We start from the raw sequence: 19442 nt of genomic DNA, 5'->3' as shown, positions 1-19442 counted from the left end.
GCCAGGACGAAAACAGAGAATTTTTGAGATTGAGTAGAGTTCTAAAACTTGCGTCATTTTCTTTTTTTAGTCTTTCCGGAGTGACTTTTTTTTCTGCGTTTGTTTCTATTGAAACCGGCAAATTGGTTTTGTTTTTGGTTCCAGCGATTTTATTTTTACTGGCTGGAATTTGGAGTTATAGCGCTGGGATTTCTTTTCAAAGAATCACAGATACAAAAGGAGAGGATTTGGATTTTTTACAAATCGGTCTTCGTAGTTTACGGATTCATTTTTGGATTCAGATTTCTTTTGGATTTTTTGCAATTCTATTTCTTTTAGTAGGAGCCATTCTTATCATTGTATCCTAATGGAACCAAGTGAATTTTGGATTGAAGAGAGACTTGAAAAATATAGAAAAATTGCTCCTTGTAATTTAGGAGAAAGTGGAATTCGAAATATCACGTTAGGCGAATTACTCTCTAATTTAAATCTTTCCGTTGACGTTTTGAATTCTATTTCTTTGGAGGATTCTCCCAATCGAGGAGATTTTACTCTTAGGAATGAAATCGCAAAACTTTATCCAGGGTTAGATGCGGATCGAATCTTAGTTACGACCGGAACCGGAGAAGCGCTTTATATTTTGTTTCATATTCTTTGTCAAAAAGATTGTGTTGTTTCTTATTTTTCTCCCGCATTTCAAGCGTTATACGAAATACCTAAGATGATAGGCGCTCGGTTGGAAGCGGTTTCTTTACTGGAGGATTTAGATAAAAATTTAAAATCCTCATTATCGGTAAATTTGATCCGTGAATTGTTCCAAAGAGGAAAGAATTTAGTAGTTTTCAATCATCCACACAATCCGAGTGGTTTGTCTCTGGATAAAAGTTCAATTGAAACGATCCAACAAGCGGCACATTTACATAAAGGTTGGATTCTTTTTGATGAACACTATCGATTTTTAGATTTTCAAAATGATCTCGGTTGGACTGGCGCCGGACTTACGGAACATACGGTAAGCACTGGATCGATCACAAAATGTTTTGGAGTGATGGGACTTAGAATTGGCTGGATGACCGGTCCCAAAGAACTGATTGAAAGGGCTAGATCTTTCAAGGATTATTTAACTCATACGGTTTCGCCAATTTCTGAATTTTTGACTCTGAAAATTTTACGAAATAGAACAAGTTTAGTTGATCCCATCAAAACATCTATTTTAAAGAATATTCTATTTTTTGAAAGTATTTGGAAACAACTTCCCGGTTTGGAATATTTTACAAAACCAGGAGGAGGAATTGTTTCCTTTTTAAAACTTTCGAAAGGTATCGACTCCTCCCGTTATGCGGATATTTTATTGGATCAGTGTGGAGTTTTTGTACTTCCTGGACGCGATTTTGAATGTGAGGGTTGGATTCGTATCGGTTTTGGAGAAACGAACGAACGTTTTCAAGCCGGAATGGAAAGATGGAAAAGTTTAATTTTATGATAAATCGAATATTCTCAAATAAGAATATATTTTTCTTTTATAAAACTGAAGTTTTATATTTAAAACGTATAACATTCGCAGTGTATGACTATTATATTTGTTGTCGTTTTAAAATTTGAAGCTTAAATAGACTTTTTTGTATTTACGCTTTTGTGTGGAATTTTAAATTCCCAGAGTTGAGATTGATTTCGTATCGGTGAATTGACAGGAAGCAAAAGTAAGTTTTTGATCCATTTTATAAATTCCGGAATGATTTTGGATTTCATTATTTTCCGTGCAATGTGCGCTGATTCTGTTGGAACAGCCCCTGTGACGATGTAAAGTCGTTCATGATTTATACTTGGAGTTGAGGGCCAAAAATGAACTCTAAAGTTTGGGTGATTGAAAGAGTAGTTAAGGATCGTTTCAGTATTGATTTCTGCAGAATCGTATGCAGCAATCAATTCGGAAGTTTTCAAGGAATAACTAAAACCTTTAGGGATTTTTTCTCTTTTAATTGTTAAAAAATTTGGAATTGAATCCATGTTATATTTTTTTATCCAATTTAGAGAATGTCAAAACTAAAATTTTTGAATAATATTTCACATTAAAACTAAATGAACTCAGCAAAAACAGAATACTTTAGAGATCTCGATAAATTGATTACTGAACCAATATTTGTCGGTAATGGTATTGTTGATTTTGAAAGCGAGAGAAGGGAGAATATGCTGACAATAAGCATATCTTTTGAAATTGCTAAAGAGTGCAAAGTATCCGATTTTTTAGTTTTTTTTGAAAGGTTAATCGAGAATAGGAAAAAGCAACTAGAGCTTTACTTCGACAGGCGTATGATATTCTACGTTTGGTTTGATGAACAAGCCGCTCAACTTCGATTCAATTGTATTTCCATAGAACACAAAATACCACCTTTTGATGTGGAAATCAAACTGGTAGAATTAGACGAAATTATTACCGATTTCTTAAATTCGAAATACCTAGAAGGTATACCATTAGAAGAATGTTCATTACTAAATCATGAATTAGAGGAACAAAAAACGATAGATGTTATTTTGAAAATATACTATAAGTTGTTATGATAATTTCCGTTTTTACATATAAAATCGCTGATATTTATAACGTTAGACACATATCTGATTTTTTATTTTAAAATGAGCTAAAAACTTTTTAAAATTAACATATCCCAGGTATTTTTTTGGAATATTAAAATGCTCTATTACTGAATGATTCTTAATAAAATCTTTATAAAAGGAATTTTAATTTATTAATATTTTATGTAGAACTTTATTTTGGGTTTTTAGATTTTATAAGTTCATTTTTTAAATGAAGTTTGATGTCTAATGCTTTCATTCAAAGTCCTTTTAAAAATAATTAGAACCTATCTAGACAATACTTTGTTTTTGTTTAAAATGCCGATTTCAATTGTTCTAAGATATTTTTGAGATAACTTCTAGAAATGTATTAACTTCCACAAATCAAGATATTACGGATAAATCTTTAAAATCTTTTCAAAACTCGATTTGCCAAAATAGTTGGATGATAGGTTAAGATTGCTCTTTGAAAAAAAAGTCCGTTCAAAAACTGACTTTTTAAACTAAATTTTTTTCCACCTACTTGGATAAGTTTAAAATCGAAAGATTTTTGGGTTTCTGTTTCGATTTTAAATCGAATTTCTTTATTTAAGATTTTAAAAACTTGTTCTTTAGGAGAACTTTTCCATTGAAATTCACTTGTAAATAAATTCCTCTCTTTCAACCAGAGTGGAAGATCCTTTTTTTCTAATTTAGAAGGAAAGAATGTACCTAAATAATACGATTCGGGATTTTCCAAATCTATATTTTTATCTGAGGTTTCTCTTAAGTAACCTAAAGCATAAAGGTCGCAAAAAGCTATTTCTGGAGAATACGTTTCTTCATAAAATTCTTGTTTAGAAAAAGAAGAGGCCTTTGCAGCTATAAATCGGAGTTTGATTTTTTGAGAACCTCCAAAAGGAATCCAAAAAAGAGGAAGCGAAAATTTCCATTTTTCCCAAGGAAACGTTTCTTCCCAATAAATCAAAGAATGTAGATATAAACGATGTGGATTTGGAGATGCCGCGCTTAGTAGATCTGGAAAATTTTGTAGATCGTTTGTATCAGATTTTTTTTTAGAAAAAAATTTTTTCCAAGGTTGTTCATTCAAAATATGTAATGAACTTCTGAGAAGTTTCCAGAATTGATACTTCGTTTGTCCCGGAAAACGAGAACGAAGTTTTTGTTTCATAAAAATTCTTTTTTTTCCTCCTGCAAATGAGGCCGATTCTACTTCCATATCAGATGCAAAATAGGGAGGAGTTCCGTTTTCCAAAGGAAGATTGGTTTCGTAGAGAAGGTGTTGAAACTGCCTTGGATCTACGATTTGTTCCTTAGTAAATTCTTCGTTTAATATCGGTTGAAGTTTTCGTTCTATTCGGACCCTTTTACTTTGAAAAAAAGGGAGAACGTTGACATTCCAAATTCGATCCAACCGAAGTTGAAAGTTTGTAAGAAAAATATTGGACATCGAGACAAGTTTGTTTAGCAGTCTTTTTAGGAGCGGGAAGATTCTCCACTGAAAAAGAAAAAAGTCATTTAAAATTTAGCAGAAATGCCAGAAAATCGGCAGAAAGATTGACAGGCAAAAGAGAACCTCAATTCTGTCCTTACTATGGCCAGAAGATGTGAAGTAACCGGGAGAGGCACAGTCTCTGGGAACAATGTTTCCCATTCCCATATCAAAACAAGAAGAACCTGGAAGGTGAATCTAATCAAAAAAAGAATCTTTTTGGAAGATGAAAACCGCTGGGTTACAGTCCGTCTTTCTACCAGAGCTCTTAGAACTCTGAGAAAAAAAGGAATTAAGGCCGCCATTAAAGATAACGGCGGATCCTTGGGTGTTCTTGCTCCGAAAAAATACGCAGGAATCACAAAACAGGCATCTAAAAAAGCCTGATCCTGCGTTTCTAAAATGGTTTTCCCGAATCTTTTCTCTTTTAAGAAAAGAATTCGGGGAAGTCTCTACACCTCTTCACTTTCAAAAAGACTATGAACTTGCTATTGCGGTGATTTTATCCGCTCAATGTACAGATGAAAGAGTCAACCAAGTTACTCCCGCTCTTTTTAAAGCCTTTCCTACCTTAGAATCCTTTGCCAATTCGAATTTAAAAAACATTGAAACCCTCATTTTTTCCACTGGGTTTTATAGAAATAAAGCTAAATCCATCCAGGGTTTTGCCAAAAAATTGATCCAAGACTTTGACGGTAAAATTCCAAAAACAATTTCAGAATTGATCACACTTCCTGGTTTTGGTCGTAAAACAGCAAATGTAGTTTTATCGGAAGTGCATGGACTTGTAGAAGGAATTGTAGTAGATACTCACGTAAATAGACTTTCAAAAGTTCTAGGACTTACTACTAAAAACGATCCCGTTCAAGTGGAAAAGGATCTGATGTTTCTTCTTCCCGAAAAATACTGGAGAGATATTTCTTTGTATTTGATATTTTTAGGAAGAAAAAGTTGTAAGGCGCATCGTAGATTTTGCGAGGATTGTATCTTAAAAAAAGATTGCCCATCGTCTTCTATTATATCAGGAGTTTAGAATATTATGGAAGTATTTATCGATCAAAAATTGGAAGGAATGGAACTCGCTACTCAGCATATCGTGATGTCCAGAGATCTCAATCAACACGGTTTTCTTTTCGGGGGGCAGATGCTTGCTTGGATCGACGAAGGTTGTGCCATGTACGTTATGGAAAAAATCCGTTATTCGAACATAGTAACCGTAAGTATGGCAGACGTTGTATTTAAAAGCCCCGGTTTGTTAGGAGATATTATTCAGATTTTTTCTAAAATCGAAAAAATAGGAAATAGTTCGATCACAATTCGAAACACTTCCATCGGTAAAAGCCAGAGTAGAAAAGAACTGAAAGAAATTATAGATTGCAAGATTACTTATGTTTGTCTGGATGAAAATGGAAAACCGTTTCCTTATTTTAAAGATCATTTTGAACTTCAGGATTTAAAGTAATTTTTTATGGCTTCTCGTTTTCCGGTTTCTGTGGAAAAAGAATCTAAACTTCTTGAACTCATGGAAGTTCTTCAAATCAAAGAAACCGAATTGGAGGAAAGTTTTACAAGAAGTGGAGGTAAAGGAGGACAGAACGTTAATAAGGTTTCAACAGCGGTTCATCTCAAACACAAACCTACCGGAATTGAAGTTAAATGTTCCCTTTACAGAACTCAGGGTTTAAATCGTTATAAAGCGAGAGCCATTCTTTGTGAAAAAATCCAAGATTTCAATCGTAAGAATCTAGGAATCTTAAGTGAAGATCAAAAGAAATTGATTCGTAATAAACAAAAGGATTCTAAACGAAAGAAAGAAAAGTATTCCAGAAAAAATCAGAATTTTTCTACCGTTTCTTTAGAAGAGGATGAAAATCTTAAAGTCGAATTGAAAGAGGTCGAAAACGAATAAGAAAGATATTCGCCGGTGATAGATTAAGGGTTTGTCCCAAAACCTCATAATGTGGAACTACTACGAAAATTTAACGACATTAGAACTGCTTGAAAGTTCGTAAATTGCCAAATGCGATCTAATTGTAGGAACTACTGCATTTTATTAAAAATTTCTAAAAAATTATCTCATAAAATTCTTTGAGGTTTTAGGACAAGTTCTAAAATGATTGTATCAGGGTTGTTTCAAAATCTTAGAACGAATCGTAGTGTTCCCACAAAAACCGTCGTATTGTATGAGTTCCTACAAAGTCTAAGGCCTTACAAATTCAATTCTAATCTATATTAAAAAACTACAATATGCCTGAAATTTTAAATCATACTTTAATTTTAGAAAAGATAAAAAATTTAGGAGCTTCTCCTGGTTGTTATCTTTGGAAATCTAAAAAGGGAGAAGTTTTATACGTAGGTAAGGCTAAAAATTTAGACAAAAGAGTTCGAAGTTATCTTAAGGAAAATCATCCGGATATAAAAACAAAAATACTTCAAAAAGAAATTTTCGATCTAGATTGGATCGCTACCGGAACTGAAAAAGAAGCTTTGATTTTAGAAGCGACTCTGATCAAAAAACATAATCCTCGTTTTAACGTTCGTCTTAAAGACGATAAAAAATATCCTTATATTTGTGTGTCCTTGTCAGAACCTTATCCGATGGTTTATATTACTAGAAAATTAAAGGATAATGGAGATCGTTATTTTGGACCTTATTCGGACGTTAAATCTACTAGAGAAACATTAGACATCATTTTGAGAATTTTTCCGGTTCGTAAAACTAGACAGGTTCTACCTTTACCTAGACCTAGAAGACCGTGTCTAAATTTTGATATGGGTCGTTGTCTAGGGCCTTGCCAGGGAAATATTCCAGTAGAAGATTATAAAGTTATAATAGATCAGGTGATTCAATTTTTAGAGGGTAGGAAAGAATCTCTTGTAAACGATTTAAATATCAAGATGTCTAACTCTTCCGATCGATTGGATTTTGAAAAGGCGGCGCGTTATAGAGATATGCTTCAGAGAATCCAAAATTTTAGGGAAAAACAGACGGTTGTTAGCGTAGAAGGAGGTGATGAAGACGTAATTGGTTTTGCCAGAAAACAGGACGAGGGTCAAGTGATTCTTTTGGAAGTTAGAGGTGGAAGATTGGAAACTAAAAAATCCTTCCCGATCCAAGGAGTTTTAGACGCGGAAAATTCTGAAATCTTAGGAGCTTTTTTTAGGGACTATTATTTAAATGCCTCCTTGGTTCCTCCTTGTATTTTTGTTCCCACAGACATTCAAGATGAAGTCGCTCCCGTTATTGACGTCCTACAGGAAAAAACTGGATTTAGACCCAAGATCAAATTCCCTAAAGGTGGAGATAAACGTTCTCTTTTAAAAATTGCTGAAAAAAATGCTGAACTTGGATTATCAGAAAGATTACTCGCAACTCATTATAAGGATCAAACGGCATCTTTAAAAGAAATCCAAGAGATGTTTTCTTTAGAACACCTTCCTCATATTATAGAATGTTATGACATTAGCCATTTTCAGGGTTCACAACCAGTTGCAAGTGGTGTGATGTTTGTAGAAGGAAAACCATTTAAACAAGGATACAGAAAGTATAATATACGAGGTTACGAAGGGATCAACGATCCAGGGATGATTCACGAAGTAATTTCTAGACGTCTACAAAGAATCATCAATGAAGAAGAAGTGTTTCCGGATCTTATCGTGATAGACGGAGGACCAACTCAGTTGACAAAGGCTTGTGAAGCGGCTATAGAAGCGGGAGCAGAAGGAATTCCTATGGTAGGCCTTGCTAAAAAAAGAGAAGAAATTTATTTTCCAGGAGAAAATGAACCGTTTATCTTTGATATGAATTCTCCCGGAATGAAACTTCTGCGCCATCTCAGAGACGAAGCCCATCGATTTGGAGTTAGCCATCATAGATCCCGCAGAAATAAAGAAACGATGCGTTCTCTGATCCAAGAGGTTCCCGATATAGGTTTTAAAAGAAGTAAGCTTCTTTTAAAACATTTTTCGGGAGAAAAAAAAATCGAAGAAGCTACAAAAGAAGAATTACTTTCAATTCCTGGGATTGGAGAAAATCTCGCCGAAAAAATTTTAAGACAATTTCAAAAAAAAGAATAAAAAATCTCTAAAATTCAAAACGAAACGTATGTTCCCGGAACCGTATCTGACGGAGGGAAACATGAAATTCAAATTCGTTTTTGTAGCCTCGTTTCTTCTTTTTGCACTCGATTCTTGCCGTGGAAAAGGAAATTCTGCGTTTTTATTTCCAATCACAAATGTAGGAGAATTCAAATTTTTCTACGAACCTGAAAACACATTCAACCAGGAGATTCAAAAAGAAATCCTAAAAGAATGGAAAGATCCGAGCGTTAAAATACGTACCGCTCCCGGAGTTGTATGTTTGTTTGGCGGGACGATTTTTGTTTTCGGAATATCCGTCTGTTTTCCAGATCAAAACGGAAATATAGAATTAGAATTACAGAATATTATAAATTTTTGGAATACTCATCCTAATTCTGATTTAGAGCCTGAATTTTTAGACTTCTCTCCCTATGGACAGGCGAACGTAAAAATTCTATTGAACCGAGATCTTTTAGAGGATGTAAACGAGGACTGGACGGTCCTTTCCGGTTCTAAGGAATTGGATCGGATGTTAAAGAAGGAAAAATTTCCAGAAACAAATTGGGTCAGCGTTTTTTCTGAAAATTCGATCCTAAGACCTCATTCTACAAATTCTTTTACGGGTTTTAGCGTTTTGGCTACAAAAGGAAAGATTAGGATTCTTTTTTCGTCTACAGATTTTGCAACTTCTACAAATTCGTTGGTTCTAGAAATTCCGGGTAACGAGTCTGTTCTCACGGATTTTTTTTCTCAAATCCAAAAACAAAATTTGAATATTATAAATTTATGTAAAATAGATCTTCCTGTTTTGAGCGAAGTTTTTGGCGGAACCGAATCTTTTGTGGGAAGATTTTTAGAATTTTCGAATTCTAAAAAAGAACCGGTTTGTTTTCAGGATCTAGAATTAGAAACGGTTTCAGGATCTTATTCTATATTTTCTGGAACTCAATTTCTAATTCCGGGAGAAACGATTCTTAAAACCGAATCCGGAAGTGTTCTTCCAGGTTCAGAGTTGAATTACTTCTCTTGGTTGGATTTAAAGAAAAAAGGAAATTTGATTTTAAAGTCCAAAGAAATACTGCAGATTTATAAGAATTCAGAAAAGAACTTTTTAGAAGGGGAAAGATATTATTCTTCTCAGAATGACTTTTATTCTACCTGTTCTGATTTTTTTGTTTCTAATTCCTTAAAAAAATTTTGTATGAATCCAGGTTTTTCATTTTCTGACGATACAGGAGATCTAAACTCTCAAAGTGATTTAAATTTTTGTAATTTAGATAATTTTCAAATCGAAGAAGCTAATCTTACTGGTCTATTTTTAGACGGAAAGCTGAATTCCAAACATAAGTTTATAGATTTAGAATATTCTGGGAACAATATATGTAATCCAAACTATTTATCCTTAGAAAGTGGAGAGAAAGAAATTCCAATTTGGTTGGATACAAGAACTCTAAAACCGGGTGAAATTTTTACCCTAGGAAAAAGAGATTTTATCAAAGGAGAAATTTTATTCTCTCAAGGGGACTTAAAGGATTTTGAATATAAAAATACCATTTTTCTAAAGGATAGAGTTTCTAAAAAAATGAAAACTCTTTCTAGTGGTTTTTTAGAAACTCCAATTTTAAAAAGAACGGACGGTTCCATTTTTTCGATTTTATTTCGTAACGGAATGAAAGTTCCACATCCTAGAATCACTTCTGATTCTTTTCTCTCTGAGATAGTGGATTTTCATTTTATGAATCCAGGAAAAAAAACCGAAATTTCAGATTCTTCTTGGAACAAAGTAGCGGAAGTTTCAGAAATTTCTTGGATGGGTTCTTATGATGGGAATTCTTCCATTAGTGCTGATCGGTTTATAGAAATAGATTCCGGGTCTGCTTCTTCTCAAATTTTAGAAATTGTTTCAGGAACAAAAAGTTATCGCTTTTTAACTTCTTTACAAACAGGCAAAAATGTTTTTTCCATCGGTAAATTGATTTGTTTTCCAAATGTAGAAACTTGGATCGTTCCAGAATTCAATTTATCGAATATAGGAAAAATCAGACTTCTTTCCACGGATGAAAAAACTGAGAGCGATTGGATCATTTGGGATTCTATGGGAATTAATTCCACTTCTCAAAAATTGAGAAGATCCGTGGTTAAAGTGAAAACTTTGTCCAGTAAAAACGTTTGGAAAAACAGCGCTCTTTCAGATCCTTTAGAACGTAAATCTAGTTGTGCAGGTACGGAGGCAAGCCCTGGATCTGAAAATAGAACGTTTCCATTTTTGTATAAAGAATATTCAGAAAACTTAAATTCTCTTTTAAATCCTTGGATCAGTTTCAATTTTACTCAGAACCAAACGGGGGTCATTGAAACGTTTACGTATCAGCCGAATTTTTCAAATCGTTCTAACGTTTCTCAACTTTTAGATTTATGGAGTGAATCATTTATTAGAATTTTAGAATCTACAAATATTCTCAAAAAATCGATGACCTACCTGATTCCGTGGGAAGGAGAAGGGCTTATAGGAATTCCAGGTTCGTCTGGAATTTTAATTTCGGGCATTTATCCAAATCCCTCTGTAACAACCAACGAATGGTTTTCTATTTGTAACTTTGGTTCGGATTCGGTTGACGTTCGTAGTTTAGAAATTAGGGATAGTTCTTCTTCCGATCGTTTAGTTGAATATTCATTTCGTTTTGGAAACAATGTTCCAGTCGGCTGGAGCGATTTTAATCCTTCTACGTTTACTTGGTCGTTTGGAGACCGTTTTTTGAATCCCAGAGAATGTGGTTATGTTCTTTCTCCAAATTTTAAAAATGAATCCGTTCCGTTGGGCTCTGTTACATTTCGTAAAATTTTTACGATCGATAAGACGAGCACGATCGGAAACGGGATCGGTAAAAACGAAGGGCTAGACCTTTTTCAGGAAATCCAAGGGGTTTTATTTCATATTCACAGTTATGGGAATCAGTTTTCTCCGTTTCCGTTTACAATTGACGCTGAAACGGACGATCTGATTCTTCTCAAAGAAAATCGAACCGGAGATTCTATTTCTGATTATGAAATTAAAAAGAGGGAACGTTTATGAAAAGGTTTTTCATATATTCCTTTTTTATAATGTTTTTTCCTATTTACTCTTCGGAAAAAAATAAAGGCTGGACTCAAATTTCTTGGATGGGCTGGGGATTAGGAACAATTCAAAAAACCAGAAATCTTTCCGAATTAGAAAAAGAAAAAATCCATAAAGAACTCAGGATGAACTCATTTTTATTCCATGTTGGAATCAATCAAAGTTTGGAAACTTCCAGTTTGAAAATTCAATTAGAAGCGGACTTAGGAGCTTCTAACGAATCTAAAACTTCTTTTTTTGCAGGTAAAAATTTATTTTTAGAACTTAAAAAAGATAACGTTTTTCTAATTTTTGGAAGAGTTCGAGAGGAATTTAAAACGTCTTCGTTTACGGATTGGTTGGATGGAACGGATGGGATTTCTATCAAAGCGGACTTAGGAAAATCGGGACGTGTTCGTTTTGACTTGTTTGATTTTTATTCCGGTTATTCTATTTTCGATAAGAACGGACTTAAAAATGAAATTCTAAACACGAAAAAACCTCTTGGTGAAATCGACACCAACAACTCCGCTTTAAACACATTCAAAAATCGTTATAGAGGCGGCGTCTCTTATCGTTACGACCTTACGTTTTTGGAAACTGGATTCCGTTTTCAATATCTGAATCTTCAAAATTGGGGTAGATATACAAACGATTTGAATATTGAAAACGTTTCTTCCGGAGATAGGGATTATCTCACTCATTCTACGATTGAATTTAAAATTAAATACGTTTGGTTTTATTGTTTCTTATCCGGGATTTTAGTCAGAGGCCAGGATAAAACCGGTTGGAATCGGATTAGAAATACAAGTATGATTCCTATTTCAGGAGAAGCTGTTTTGATTTCTTTCGGCGCCTCTCGAAATTTTTGGAAGTTTGACGTTTTTGGTTTTATTCCGGACAGAGATAAAATAAGTGAAAACGGAGAGGTTTTAGAATTAGGTTTTATAGGAATTGGTTCTTCTCCTTCTCCTGTGTTTAGCACAAATCAAAGTCTAGATTTTTATCCTTCTGCTTGGATTACGGAAAAAGGTTTGGAAAAACAATCCGGAATTCAGGGCGGAAAACGTCAATCCGCTTGGACAGGTATCAATTTAGAATATCAAGAATCATTAATACGATTCCGCTTTTATATGGCCTCTTACTTTTTTCTTTCGGATACAAAAGGAAATTCCGGAGCGTTTACTATTTCCAGAGACAGTTTTAGAAAGGACTTTCTCAAAGAAATTTTGATTCAAACTTGGTTTTATACACCTTCCGAAAATTCTAAGTTCAATTTTTACTATTGGAAACTTTCCCTCGGTGGTTCCTGGAGCGATTTAGAAAATTCTAAAAAAGAAATGTTTTTTCAAATTTCTTCCGGGGTTGTCTTATGATTCTAAAGTTTTCTTTATACGTTTTAATTTTTATCTGTTTGGTTGTTTGTTCTAATCAAAATGATTCTGATTTATTTTGGTTGGAATGGGGAAGACTACGAAAGGTAGAGACTCATTTTTCGTTTCCAGGACGTTTTGTTCCTACTTTCAAAAAAAGGAATGTAAAGGATAAAATTTTAAAACTTATAGAAAACTCCCAATTTTCAATTGATCTTTGGATTTATTCCTTTGATGACTTAGAAATTTTAGAGGCTTTGAAAAATGCAAATGCAAGAGGGGTTACAATTCAAATACTTGCAGATCCCGAAAAAGAATATTCTATCGAATTAAAAAGTTTGGGGTTGTTTAGAAAATGGGAAAAATCAGGTTTACAACATTCTAAAATACTCATCGTAGATCGGAAAAAAGTTTTTTTAGGTTCCGGAAATTTCACATGGTACGGTTTGGAAAATGATCTGAACGGTTACGTTTCTTTTGATCTATTTGATTCTGAAATAGAAAATTTTTATTCTTTTTTAGAAGAAAACTTGGTTTCTTTAAACATTCCTCCTTTCGAATTTTATATTTCTCCTACAAAAGGAAGATTGATTCAAAATCTTATTTTAAGAGAAGTGGATCGTTCACAAAACGAAATTAAATATTTGATTTTCGATCATTTTGATTCCGTTTTGACTTCCAGATTGGCTTTGGCTGATCTCAAGGGTATAAAAGTAAAAGGTATCTATGATTCTCCCGTGGATACGGAAGGAAAATTTTTAGCGAACGTTTTTAAAAACCCAGGTTCTGAAATTGCGGGAGATGGAAACGAAGAAACTGTTTCTTTAGATTCCTTTGGGAAAGGAGGTTTATTACATCATAAAACGATGATATTAGACGATCAGGTTTTGATTTCAGGTTCATATAACTTTTCTATTAGCGCCAGAGATAATAATCGCGAAATTCTTTTTAAAACAAAAGATTCGTATTTGATTGATTCTTACTCAAAAGAATGGGAACGAATTCGACAGAATGCGATTCCGTATAGACCGATTCCGTTTCAAGTGGAAGAAGTTTCTAATCACGTTTTTTTCGGTCATTCTGAAAATTCAATTTCGGTCGAACAAACGATTTGTAGAACCGACAATTCAAAAGAGGAATCTTTCTATTTAGAATCCGGAAAATCATTTTTTACTTCTATTCTAGAATATGATTTTTCTACGACAGAATTTTGTAAGGAAGTTTCCGATTTTAGTTCTTCCAGTAGCGGATTTTCTGGACGAAAAACCAATCATCCAGTTCAAACAAGAAGTTTTAGAGAAAATGGAATTCTAAGATCTAAAAAAGGAAACTTAATGTTTATTTCTCCGGAACGTATCGAAAACTCTTCACCGGATTTTGAAAATAAACCTGTCTATTTATTTATGCCTGTATTTTATTCTATTCAATCTGGAAATTTATTATTTCCTCAAAGTCTGAAAAAATTTAAAAACCCGAATTCTATTTTTATTTATCAAAGAGGAAACGGACCGATTGTTATTCCTGGGAATTCTATTTCGGTTATTCCCAATTCTACCGAGGGAATTTTATTTTTTGAATATGATTCTTTGTTTCTCGCATTTTGTTTTCATGAATATTCAAAAAAAGGCATGGAGTATACAGAATTGATCCAAGAAATAGTTTCTTTTAGAGAAAGTGTTTTTCCGTTTAACGAGCATTTATCGGCGGAAGAAGTTCCAATCAACCAAGTCAGAAATTTGGGAACGTATTGTTATCGGTATTAACGAGAAGACTGTTTTTTCCAAAAAAGAATAGAGTCTACGTCGAACTCGCGTTAAATAGAATAACTGAGTGCTATTTTTATGCGCACGAGTAATAAAACAATTTTGCTAATCTTCGCTATAAAATTTTTCAACGACTCTGATATAGAAACTGCAATTTTTCTGTAAAAAATTTTCTTTTAGAAAATGGATTTTTTATAATGAATTCATATTCAAAATATAAAATAAATAAAAATATAAATTGAAATAGGAAAGATACGGTATTTAAACCATTTCAGAGGAATTGGTTTCTTTTTTTGAAAGTCTTAAAAAAAGTCCGCAAAGAATCCAAAATAAAATCACTACTTCATCGTCTTGAAAATAACATTGAAATAGTCCCGAAATAAAAAATCCGGATAAACCAAAAAAATACAAGGAACGTTCATACGAAAGTTTTGTAGTTATCAATTTACGGTATAGTTCGGTTCCTAATAAAAGAAAAAGTAAAAAGGACGGAATTCCAAAAACGGCCAAAAGATGAAAGTAATCGTTGTGTGCGTGTCCTCTTTGGGTCGTTTCATAAAAATAATAGAGTTCTCTGTACTTTTCGGAATGTTCCATTCTGGATTTTCCGATCTCTCGATTATAGTTGCCCGGACCAACTCCGGTAAATGGATTTTTTTCGATCAAAGGAAACGTGGAGTCCCAAATAAACGCTCTTCCTGCGTCCGTATGTTTTTCTTTTCCAAAAAGAGGATCCGTGATTTTTTGCCCTGCCTGTGTAAATGAAAGCCCAATTCCTACAAAAAGTAAAAAAGCAAAAGTTCCGATTGTAAAAAGAATAATTTTTGCGGATGGTAATTCTTTACGAACAACACCTAACACAATCAATGCGGTAACAGAAGAAAATAGACCGCCTAACAAAGATGATCTGGCATTGTTTAAAAGAACTACGTAAAGAAAAAATAAAAGTATAATTCCGTTGATTCCCGCCTTTTTAAAATTTTTGTCAAATACGGATTTCAAAAAGAGAAAGACCGGCATCGTAAAAAAGAACTGTAAAAGTCCTCCAAAAGTCAGATGGGTATTCATCAAACCGATTGGTAGATAAATGGATATTCCACCAATTTGGCCCATTGGATGTGTGAACTTCCAATTTGAAGATTCTCTATATAAATCGCTGATAAGTCTAGAAAGTCGAATTGGAGAAAAACTAGAAATAAAACCGGTTACTAGTAAAACCCAAAACAATACATTTAGAGCTTTGAGAACGGAAGGAAATTCCTCTTTTCTTAAATTCCAAGATAGTAATAATCCGATAAAAAGAAAAATATCTTTAAGTTCCGAGTTAAATGCGGTTTTAGAGTAAATTTTAAAATTTTCTTCTCTAAAAGAATGAATTAAAAAATCACCTAGATACCAACCGAAAAATAAAACCCCGATCAAAATTACAGGCTCTTTCCAAAATCCGGAAGTTTTTGATGAGAATAGAGAAAATAAAAACGCGAGTACTAAAAATCCTTGGCTGATAGATACGGATAGGCCGATCGCTACGATACTCGAGCAGAATAAAAAAAGAGTGATTTTTCTAAGACGTTCGGACATCTTCTCTAATCGATTGAACCCAGATTTTATAAAACCTGGGAATTGTAAATTCGATATTTATTTCCATCCAAAGAAGTAGCTTTGGATTTTAATAAATCCTGTAACGAGGAGATCTTTGATGAGAATTCTTTATTTTTCCGATACCTTTCTTCCTAAGGTGGATGGTGTTGCAATTTCTATGAGAAATTTCGCGGATCTTCTGGCAAAAAGAGGTCATACCTTTGCAATTTGTTGTCCTAAATACGGAGAAGGGGACTTCGATTCCTTAGGAGATGGAATCCGGATCGAAAGATTTAGAAGTGGTTATTTACCAAGTTATCCTGATATCAAAGTGGTTCTTCCTTCACCTACTAAAATCAAAAGGATCATTAAGGAGTTTGAGCCGGATCTGGTGCATATTCATACTCCCGGTTTATTGGGTCTTTATGGAATCAACGCGACTGAAAAATATGGAATTCCTACGATTGGAACATATCATACTTTGATGTCCGAACAAGAGATGTATCTTTCCTTCTATAGACTTTTAAAATTAGATAAACTTTTTTTAAGAGTCAGTAAATCGAATAAAAAATTGAAGATGAGGGATTTAGGAAAGATAGAAAAATTCGATAAATTTAATATACGTAAAAAGATCATTCTTAAAATTTCAAATAACATTTACGAACGTTGTGACCTTATCATTTCACCTTCTCATCTGATCGAAAAACAACTCCGCGAATTCGGTTTAAAAACTAAAATTGCAGTCATATCCAACGGGCTCGACCTAACTAGTTTTAAGGGAACCATAAAACAACTGAGTTCTGCCCCTAAACTTTTACACGTAGGAAGAATTTCTTACGAAAAAAACTGTGACGTAATTTTAAATTCATTCAAATTGATTCATGATGAAATTCCAGATTCTACACTTACGATTATAGGGGATGGCCCGGCGCTTCCTTCTTTAAAAGTACAGGCTCAAAATTTAGGAGTGGAGAACTCTGTGACTTTCACCGGTTTTATCAAAAGGGAACAACTTCCAGAAGAATATCCTAAATATGATTTATTTTTGACTGCTTCTACAATGGAAACACAAGGACTTGTGATCTTAGAATCCGTGGCTTGTGGACTTCCTGCGGTAGGAGTAGATTCTTTTGCAATTCCGGAACTCATTCACGATGGAAAAAATGGATACATCGCAAAACCTTTCGACGTAAAAGGAATTGCCGAAAAAGCGATTGCGATTTTGAAAGATCCAGTTCTTTACGAAAAATTTTCGAAAGAATCCATCAAAATCTCTAAAAGTCATGAAATGAATTCGTGTGTGGATAAGATGGAAGAAGTTTATAAAACGATCGCAAGCGTTAAAAATAAGAAAAAAAGAAACACACTTATCAATATGCTTTTTTCTCTTCCGGATCCTTTGGATCAGTTCTTAAGATATTTTGAATAAATACATATAAAATTTATTCAAAATAAACAGAAGATTTTTAAAATATTTTTTACGATTCATTACAAATTTAAATTTTACTAAAGCTGTTTGTGGATCTGAAGAAACGTCAGGACGGTTTTTTACTGCAAATTCAATTTGTGGGCGGACTAAATATTATACTTTTATAAAGTGTGGGTTGAAATATTGTGTTGCGACAAACTATGTAAGAAAAATAAAATATACTTTCCTACATTTTTTAAAATTTAATCGTAAAATCTAGATGTTGTGGTAGTTCCCACATCTTATTTTACAAAAAAATCAGGTTTTATAAAACAAATCTTTAAAAAGTTCGGATCAATTAAAACAAAGTGTTTATGTTATAAACGATTCGGATTCTTTTGATAACGTCTTCGGGTTGAATCCATTCCATACAAGCAAAGTCTTTGCGATAACAAGTGGTGTTTCCGTAGATGCTACAAGGCCTACAAGATAAATGATCTATTTGTAATACTCCTGAATCTTCCTGACCAAAAGGAGCAAAACCGGAATAGGGGTGTGTGGTTCCGTAAATTCCGATCACGGGTCTTTTGAGAAGCGCCGCTATATGAACGTTAGACGAATCCATTCCTATCATTACGTCCATCCTTTCCATAATTCCCAATTCACCTCGAATTCCTAACTTACCTCCGGAAACTATTTTAACGGATTCCTCAAGGCCCTGTCCCCACTGCGAAAGAATTTTAGATTCTTCTTTAGAACCGAAAAGAAAAATTTTGACACCGGTAAATTCATCTAAAAGAAGTTTAAGCAGAGTTCTACTTTTTTCTCTAGGCCATTCCTTTAGGGCATGGCCTGCAAACGGAGCAAAGCCGATCCAAAGACTTTCCTTTTTTTGAATATTCTGAGATTCGAAAAATTCTTTTGCGAATATTTTGGATTCTGGATCTACGTTGATCCAAGGACCTTTTCTTGCAGAAGCAGGATAACCTGCGTGTTCAAAAACTTTAAGATAACGATCCACCGTATGAGGAAGTGGAGTCAGAATCTTTTTCTTTTGACGAATTTGTCTGAGTTTCTCTTTTCTTCCTTTTACGATCCGAAATACTCCAATTCCACGAATGGAAAAAAGAAGACTGATCAATCTGGAGCGAACGGAGGAATGAAGATCGATTACTTTTTCGTATGGGCCTAATTTATTGATTTCCAGAAAAAGCCTATAAAGACCTAAAATCCCCCGATACCGTTTTAAATTAAAACCGACTACGTTTACATTTGGAATATTATAAAAGAAAGGAGCGTAATTTCCCCGTGTAACAATGGTAAGTTGGATATTTGTATATTTTGCCGCGATAGCTATGATTGCAGGCGCCATAAGAGCGACGTCTCCCATGGCAGAAAACCTCATGACTAATAAATTCATGATTTTTTAGAGTACAAAGAAGGATTCAAATTTTGGTCGTTATACATTTTCATCTGACGATAAACTTTATAGAATTTATCACCGTTTTTTAAATCTTCCAAAAGTTCGTCCAAACATTGGGAAAGATCTTTTCTTTGTTCTAAAAGTACTTCTAGTTTGCGTTTACAGGCAAGAATATGATTTTCATCTACGTCCTTTCTCTGAGTTTGTTCTTCCATATGATAGATTTTGAGTTCTAAAATACTCATCCGATCTATCAACCAAGCAGGGGTTTCCGAATTCATTCTCGCTCCATATTTTTTAGGAACGTTTTGAAATTCGGAAGAAATACGATCGTCTAAAATTTCTACTAGATCGGTTCGTTCCTGATTGAGTTTATCGATTTGTCTTTTAAAACCTACCAACTCTTGGTCCGGCAAATCGGGTCTGCGGATTTCGTCTTCCACATGCCATTGGATTGTATCAATTTGATTTTTACTATAAAGAATCGACTCTACGCTGTCAGGTGGAAAAGGGTTGGCCGTTTTTTTATTATGCCAGTTTACCACGGATTGTCTAAAAATAGATACGATGGAGTTCGCTTTCAAAGCCATTGTGTATAACATTGGACGACAAGCCAGAAAATCAAGAGAAAAGCGTATCAAGAAACGCGATTGTAGAATGACCCATTGAGAAATTCTT

The 19442-nt window shown here is 33.9% G+C and carries 17 protein-coding genes; 12 read left to right on the top strand and 5 right to left on the bottom strand.

Annotated features, from left to right (window positions below; genetic code table 11):
* Window positions 1–80 precede the first annotated feature (80 nt).
* Entirely contained in the window at window positions 81–347 is a 267-nt protein-coding gene (locus LEP1GSC049_RS221165; protein ID WP_232419415.1) for a hypothetical protein, read from the top strand.
* Window positions 347–1462 carry a pyridoxal phosphate-dependent aminotransferase gene (locus LEP1GSC049_RS221170; RefSeq protein WP_016560430.1) on the top strand — a complete coding sequence of 372 codons (1116 nt, stop codon included), beginning with the start codon at window positions 347–349 and terminating at the stop codon, window positions 1460–1462. The genes LEP1GSC049_RS221165 and LEP1GSC049_RS221170 overlap by 1 nt, the downstream gene beginning before the upstream one ends.
* Before the next feature lie 122 nt (window positions 1463–1584).
* On the opposite strand, the gene LEP1GSC049_RS221175 is transcribed toward LEP1GSC049_RS221170, so the two are convergent.
* A complete protein-coding gene (locus LEP1GSC049_RS221175) occupies window positions 1585–1986 on the bottom strand; it encodes a hypothetical protein (protein ID WP_004752155.1) in 402 nt (133 codons plus the stop codon).
* A gap of 303 nt (window positions 1987–2289) precedes the next feature.
* Between LEP1GSC049_RS221175 and LEP1GSC049_RS2000000228650 the strand changes: the two genes are divergently transcribed.
* Window positions 2290–2538: a hypothetical protein gene (locus LEP1GSC049_RS2000000228650; protein ID WP_004431550.1), complete on the top strand. Its 249-nt coding sequence runs from the start codon at window positions 2290–2292 to the stop codon at window positions 2536–2538.
* Window positions 2539–2956: 418 nt separating this feature from the next.
* Here LEP1GSC049_RS2000000228650 and LEP1GSC049_RS221180 read toward each other — a convergent pair whose 3' ends face one another.
* Window positions 2957–4000: a hypothetical protein gene (locus LEP1GSC049_RS221180; protein WP_016560451.1), complete on the bottom strand. Its 1044-nt coding sequence runs from the start codon at window positions 3998–4000 to the stop codon at window positions 2957–2959.
* Window positions 4001–4144: 144 nt separating this feature from the next.
* On the opposite strand from LEP1GSC049_RS221180, the gene rpmB reads away from it, so the two are divergent.
* The 8 genes from rpmB to LEP1GSC049_RS221215 all read left to right on the top strand — a co-directional run bounded on the left by rpmB (window position 4145) and on the right by LEP1GSC049_RS221215 (window position 14352).
* A complete protein-coding gene (gene rpmB, locus LEP1GSC049_RS221185; RefSeq protein WP_004758804.1) occupies window positions 4145–4429 on the top strand; it encodes a 50S ribosomal protein L28 in 285 nt (94 codons plus the stop codon).
* Window positions 4377–5075: an endonuclease III gene (nth, locus tag LEP1GSC049_RS0204960; protein ID WP_016748735.1), complete on the top strand. Its 699-nt coding sequence runs from the start codon at window positions 4377–4379 to the stop codon at window positions 5073–5075. Before rpmB ends, nth begins: the two co-directional genes overlap by 53 nt.
* A gap of 6 nt (window positions 5076–5081) precedes the next feature.
* Entirely contained in the window at window positions 5082–5504 is a 423-nt protein-coding gene (locus LEP1GSC049_RS221190; RefSeq protein ID WP_004752756.1) for an acyl-CoA thioesterase, read from the top strand.
* 6 nt (window positions 5505–5510) lie between these two features.
* Entirely contained in the window at window positions 5511–5951 is a 441-nt protein-coding gene (locus tag LEP1GSC049_RS221195; protein WP_004770697.1) for a peptide chain release factor family protein, read from the top strand.
* A gap of 338 nt (window positions 5952–6289) precedes the next feature.
* Window positions 6290–8119, top strand: coding sequence for an excinuclease ABC subunit UvrC (gene uvrC / locus LEP1GSC049_RS221200; RefSeq protein WP_004762046.1), 1830 nt, complete (start codon window positions 6290–6292; stop codon window positions 8117–8119).
* A gap of 61 nt (window positions 8120–8180) precedes the next feature.
* Window positions 8181–11195, top strand: coding sequence for an LIC11755 family lipoprotein (locus LEP1GSC049_RS221205; protein ID WP_025186025.1), 3015 nt, complete (start codon window positions 8181–8183; stop codon window positions 11193–11195).
* The gene (locus LEP1GSC049_RS221210; RefSeq protein WP_004783308.1) at window positions 11192–12592 is read left to right on the top strand and encodes an LA_2168 family protein; all 1401 of its coding nucleotides are present in this window, start codon (window positions 11192–11194) and stop codon (window positions 12590–12592) included. The genes LEP1GSC049_RS221205 and LEP1GSC049_RS221210 overlap by 4 nt, the downstream gene beginning before the upstream one ends.
* Window positions 12589–14352: a phospholipase D-like domain-containing protein gene (locus LEP1GSC049_RS221215; RefSeq protein ID WP_004770693.1), complete on the top strand. Its 1764-nt coding sequence runs from the start codon at window positions 12589–12591 to the stop codon at window positions 14350–14352. The genes LEP1GSC049_RS221210 and LEP1GSC049_RS221215 overlap by 4 nt, the downstream gene beginning before the upstream one ends.
* A gap of 261 nt (window positions 14353–14613) precedes the next feature.
* On the opposite strand, the gene LEP1GSC049_RS221220 is transcribed toward LEP1GSC049_RS221215, so the two are convergent.
* Complete coding sequence (locus LEP1GSC049_RS221220) at window positions 14614–15933, bottom strand: O-antigen ligase family protein (RefSeq protein ID WP_004763201.1); 1320 nt, start codon at window positions 15931–15933, stop codon at window positions 14614–14616.
* A 118-nt stretch (window positions 15934–16051) separates the two neighbouring features.
* Between LEP1GSC049_RS221220 and LEP1GSC049_RS221225 the strand changes: the two genes are divergently transcribed.
* Window positions 16052–17362 (top strand): glycosyltransferase, encoded by a 1311-nt coding sequence (locus LEP1GSC049_RS221225; RefSeq protein ID WP_004751891.1) that lies wholly within the window; start codon window positions 16052–16054, stop codon window positions 17360–17362.
* Window positions 17363–17699: 337 nt separating this feature from the next.
* On the opposite strand, the gene LEP1GSC049_RS221230 is transcribed toward LEP1GSC049_RS221225, so the two are convergent.
* Window positions 17700–18761, bottom strand: coding sequence for a glycosyltransferase family 9 protein (locus LEP1GSC049_RS221230; protein ID WP_016748733.1), 1062 nt, complete (start codon window positions 18759–18761; stop codon window positions 17700–17702).
* Entirely contained in the window at window positions 18758–19354 is a 597-nt protein-coding gene (locus LEP1GSC049_RS221235; protein ID WP_016560519.1) for a DUF4254 domain-containing protein, read from the bottom strand. The genes LEP1GSC049_RS221230 and LEP1GSC049_RS221235 overlap by 4 nt, the downstream gene beginning before the upstream one ends.
* Between the last annotated feature and the right edge of the window lie 88 nt (window positions 19355–19442).

The sequence above is a fragment of the Leptospira kirschneri serovar Cynopteri str. 3522 CT genome, assembly GCF_000243695.2.
GTDB lineage: Bacteria > Spirochaetota > Leptospiria > Leptospirales > Leptospiraceae > Leptospira > Leptospira kirschneri.
The sequence above is the reverse complement of the archived record's forward strand: the minus strand, read 5'-3'. Positions and strand labels throughout refer to the sequence as shown.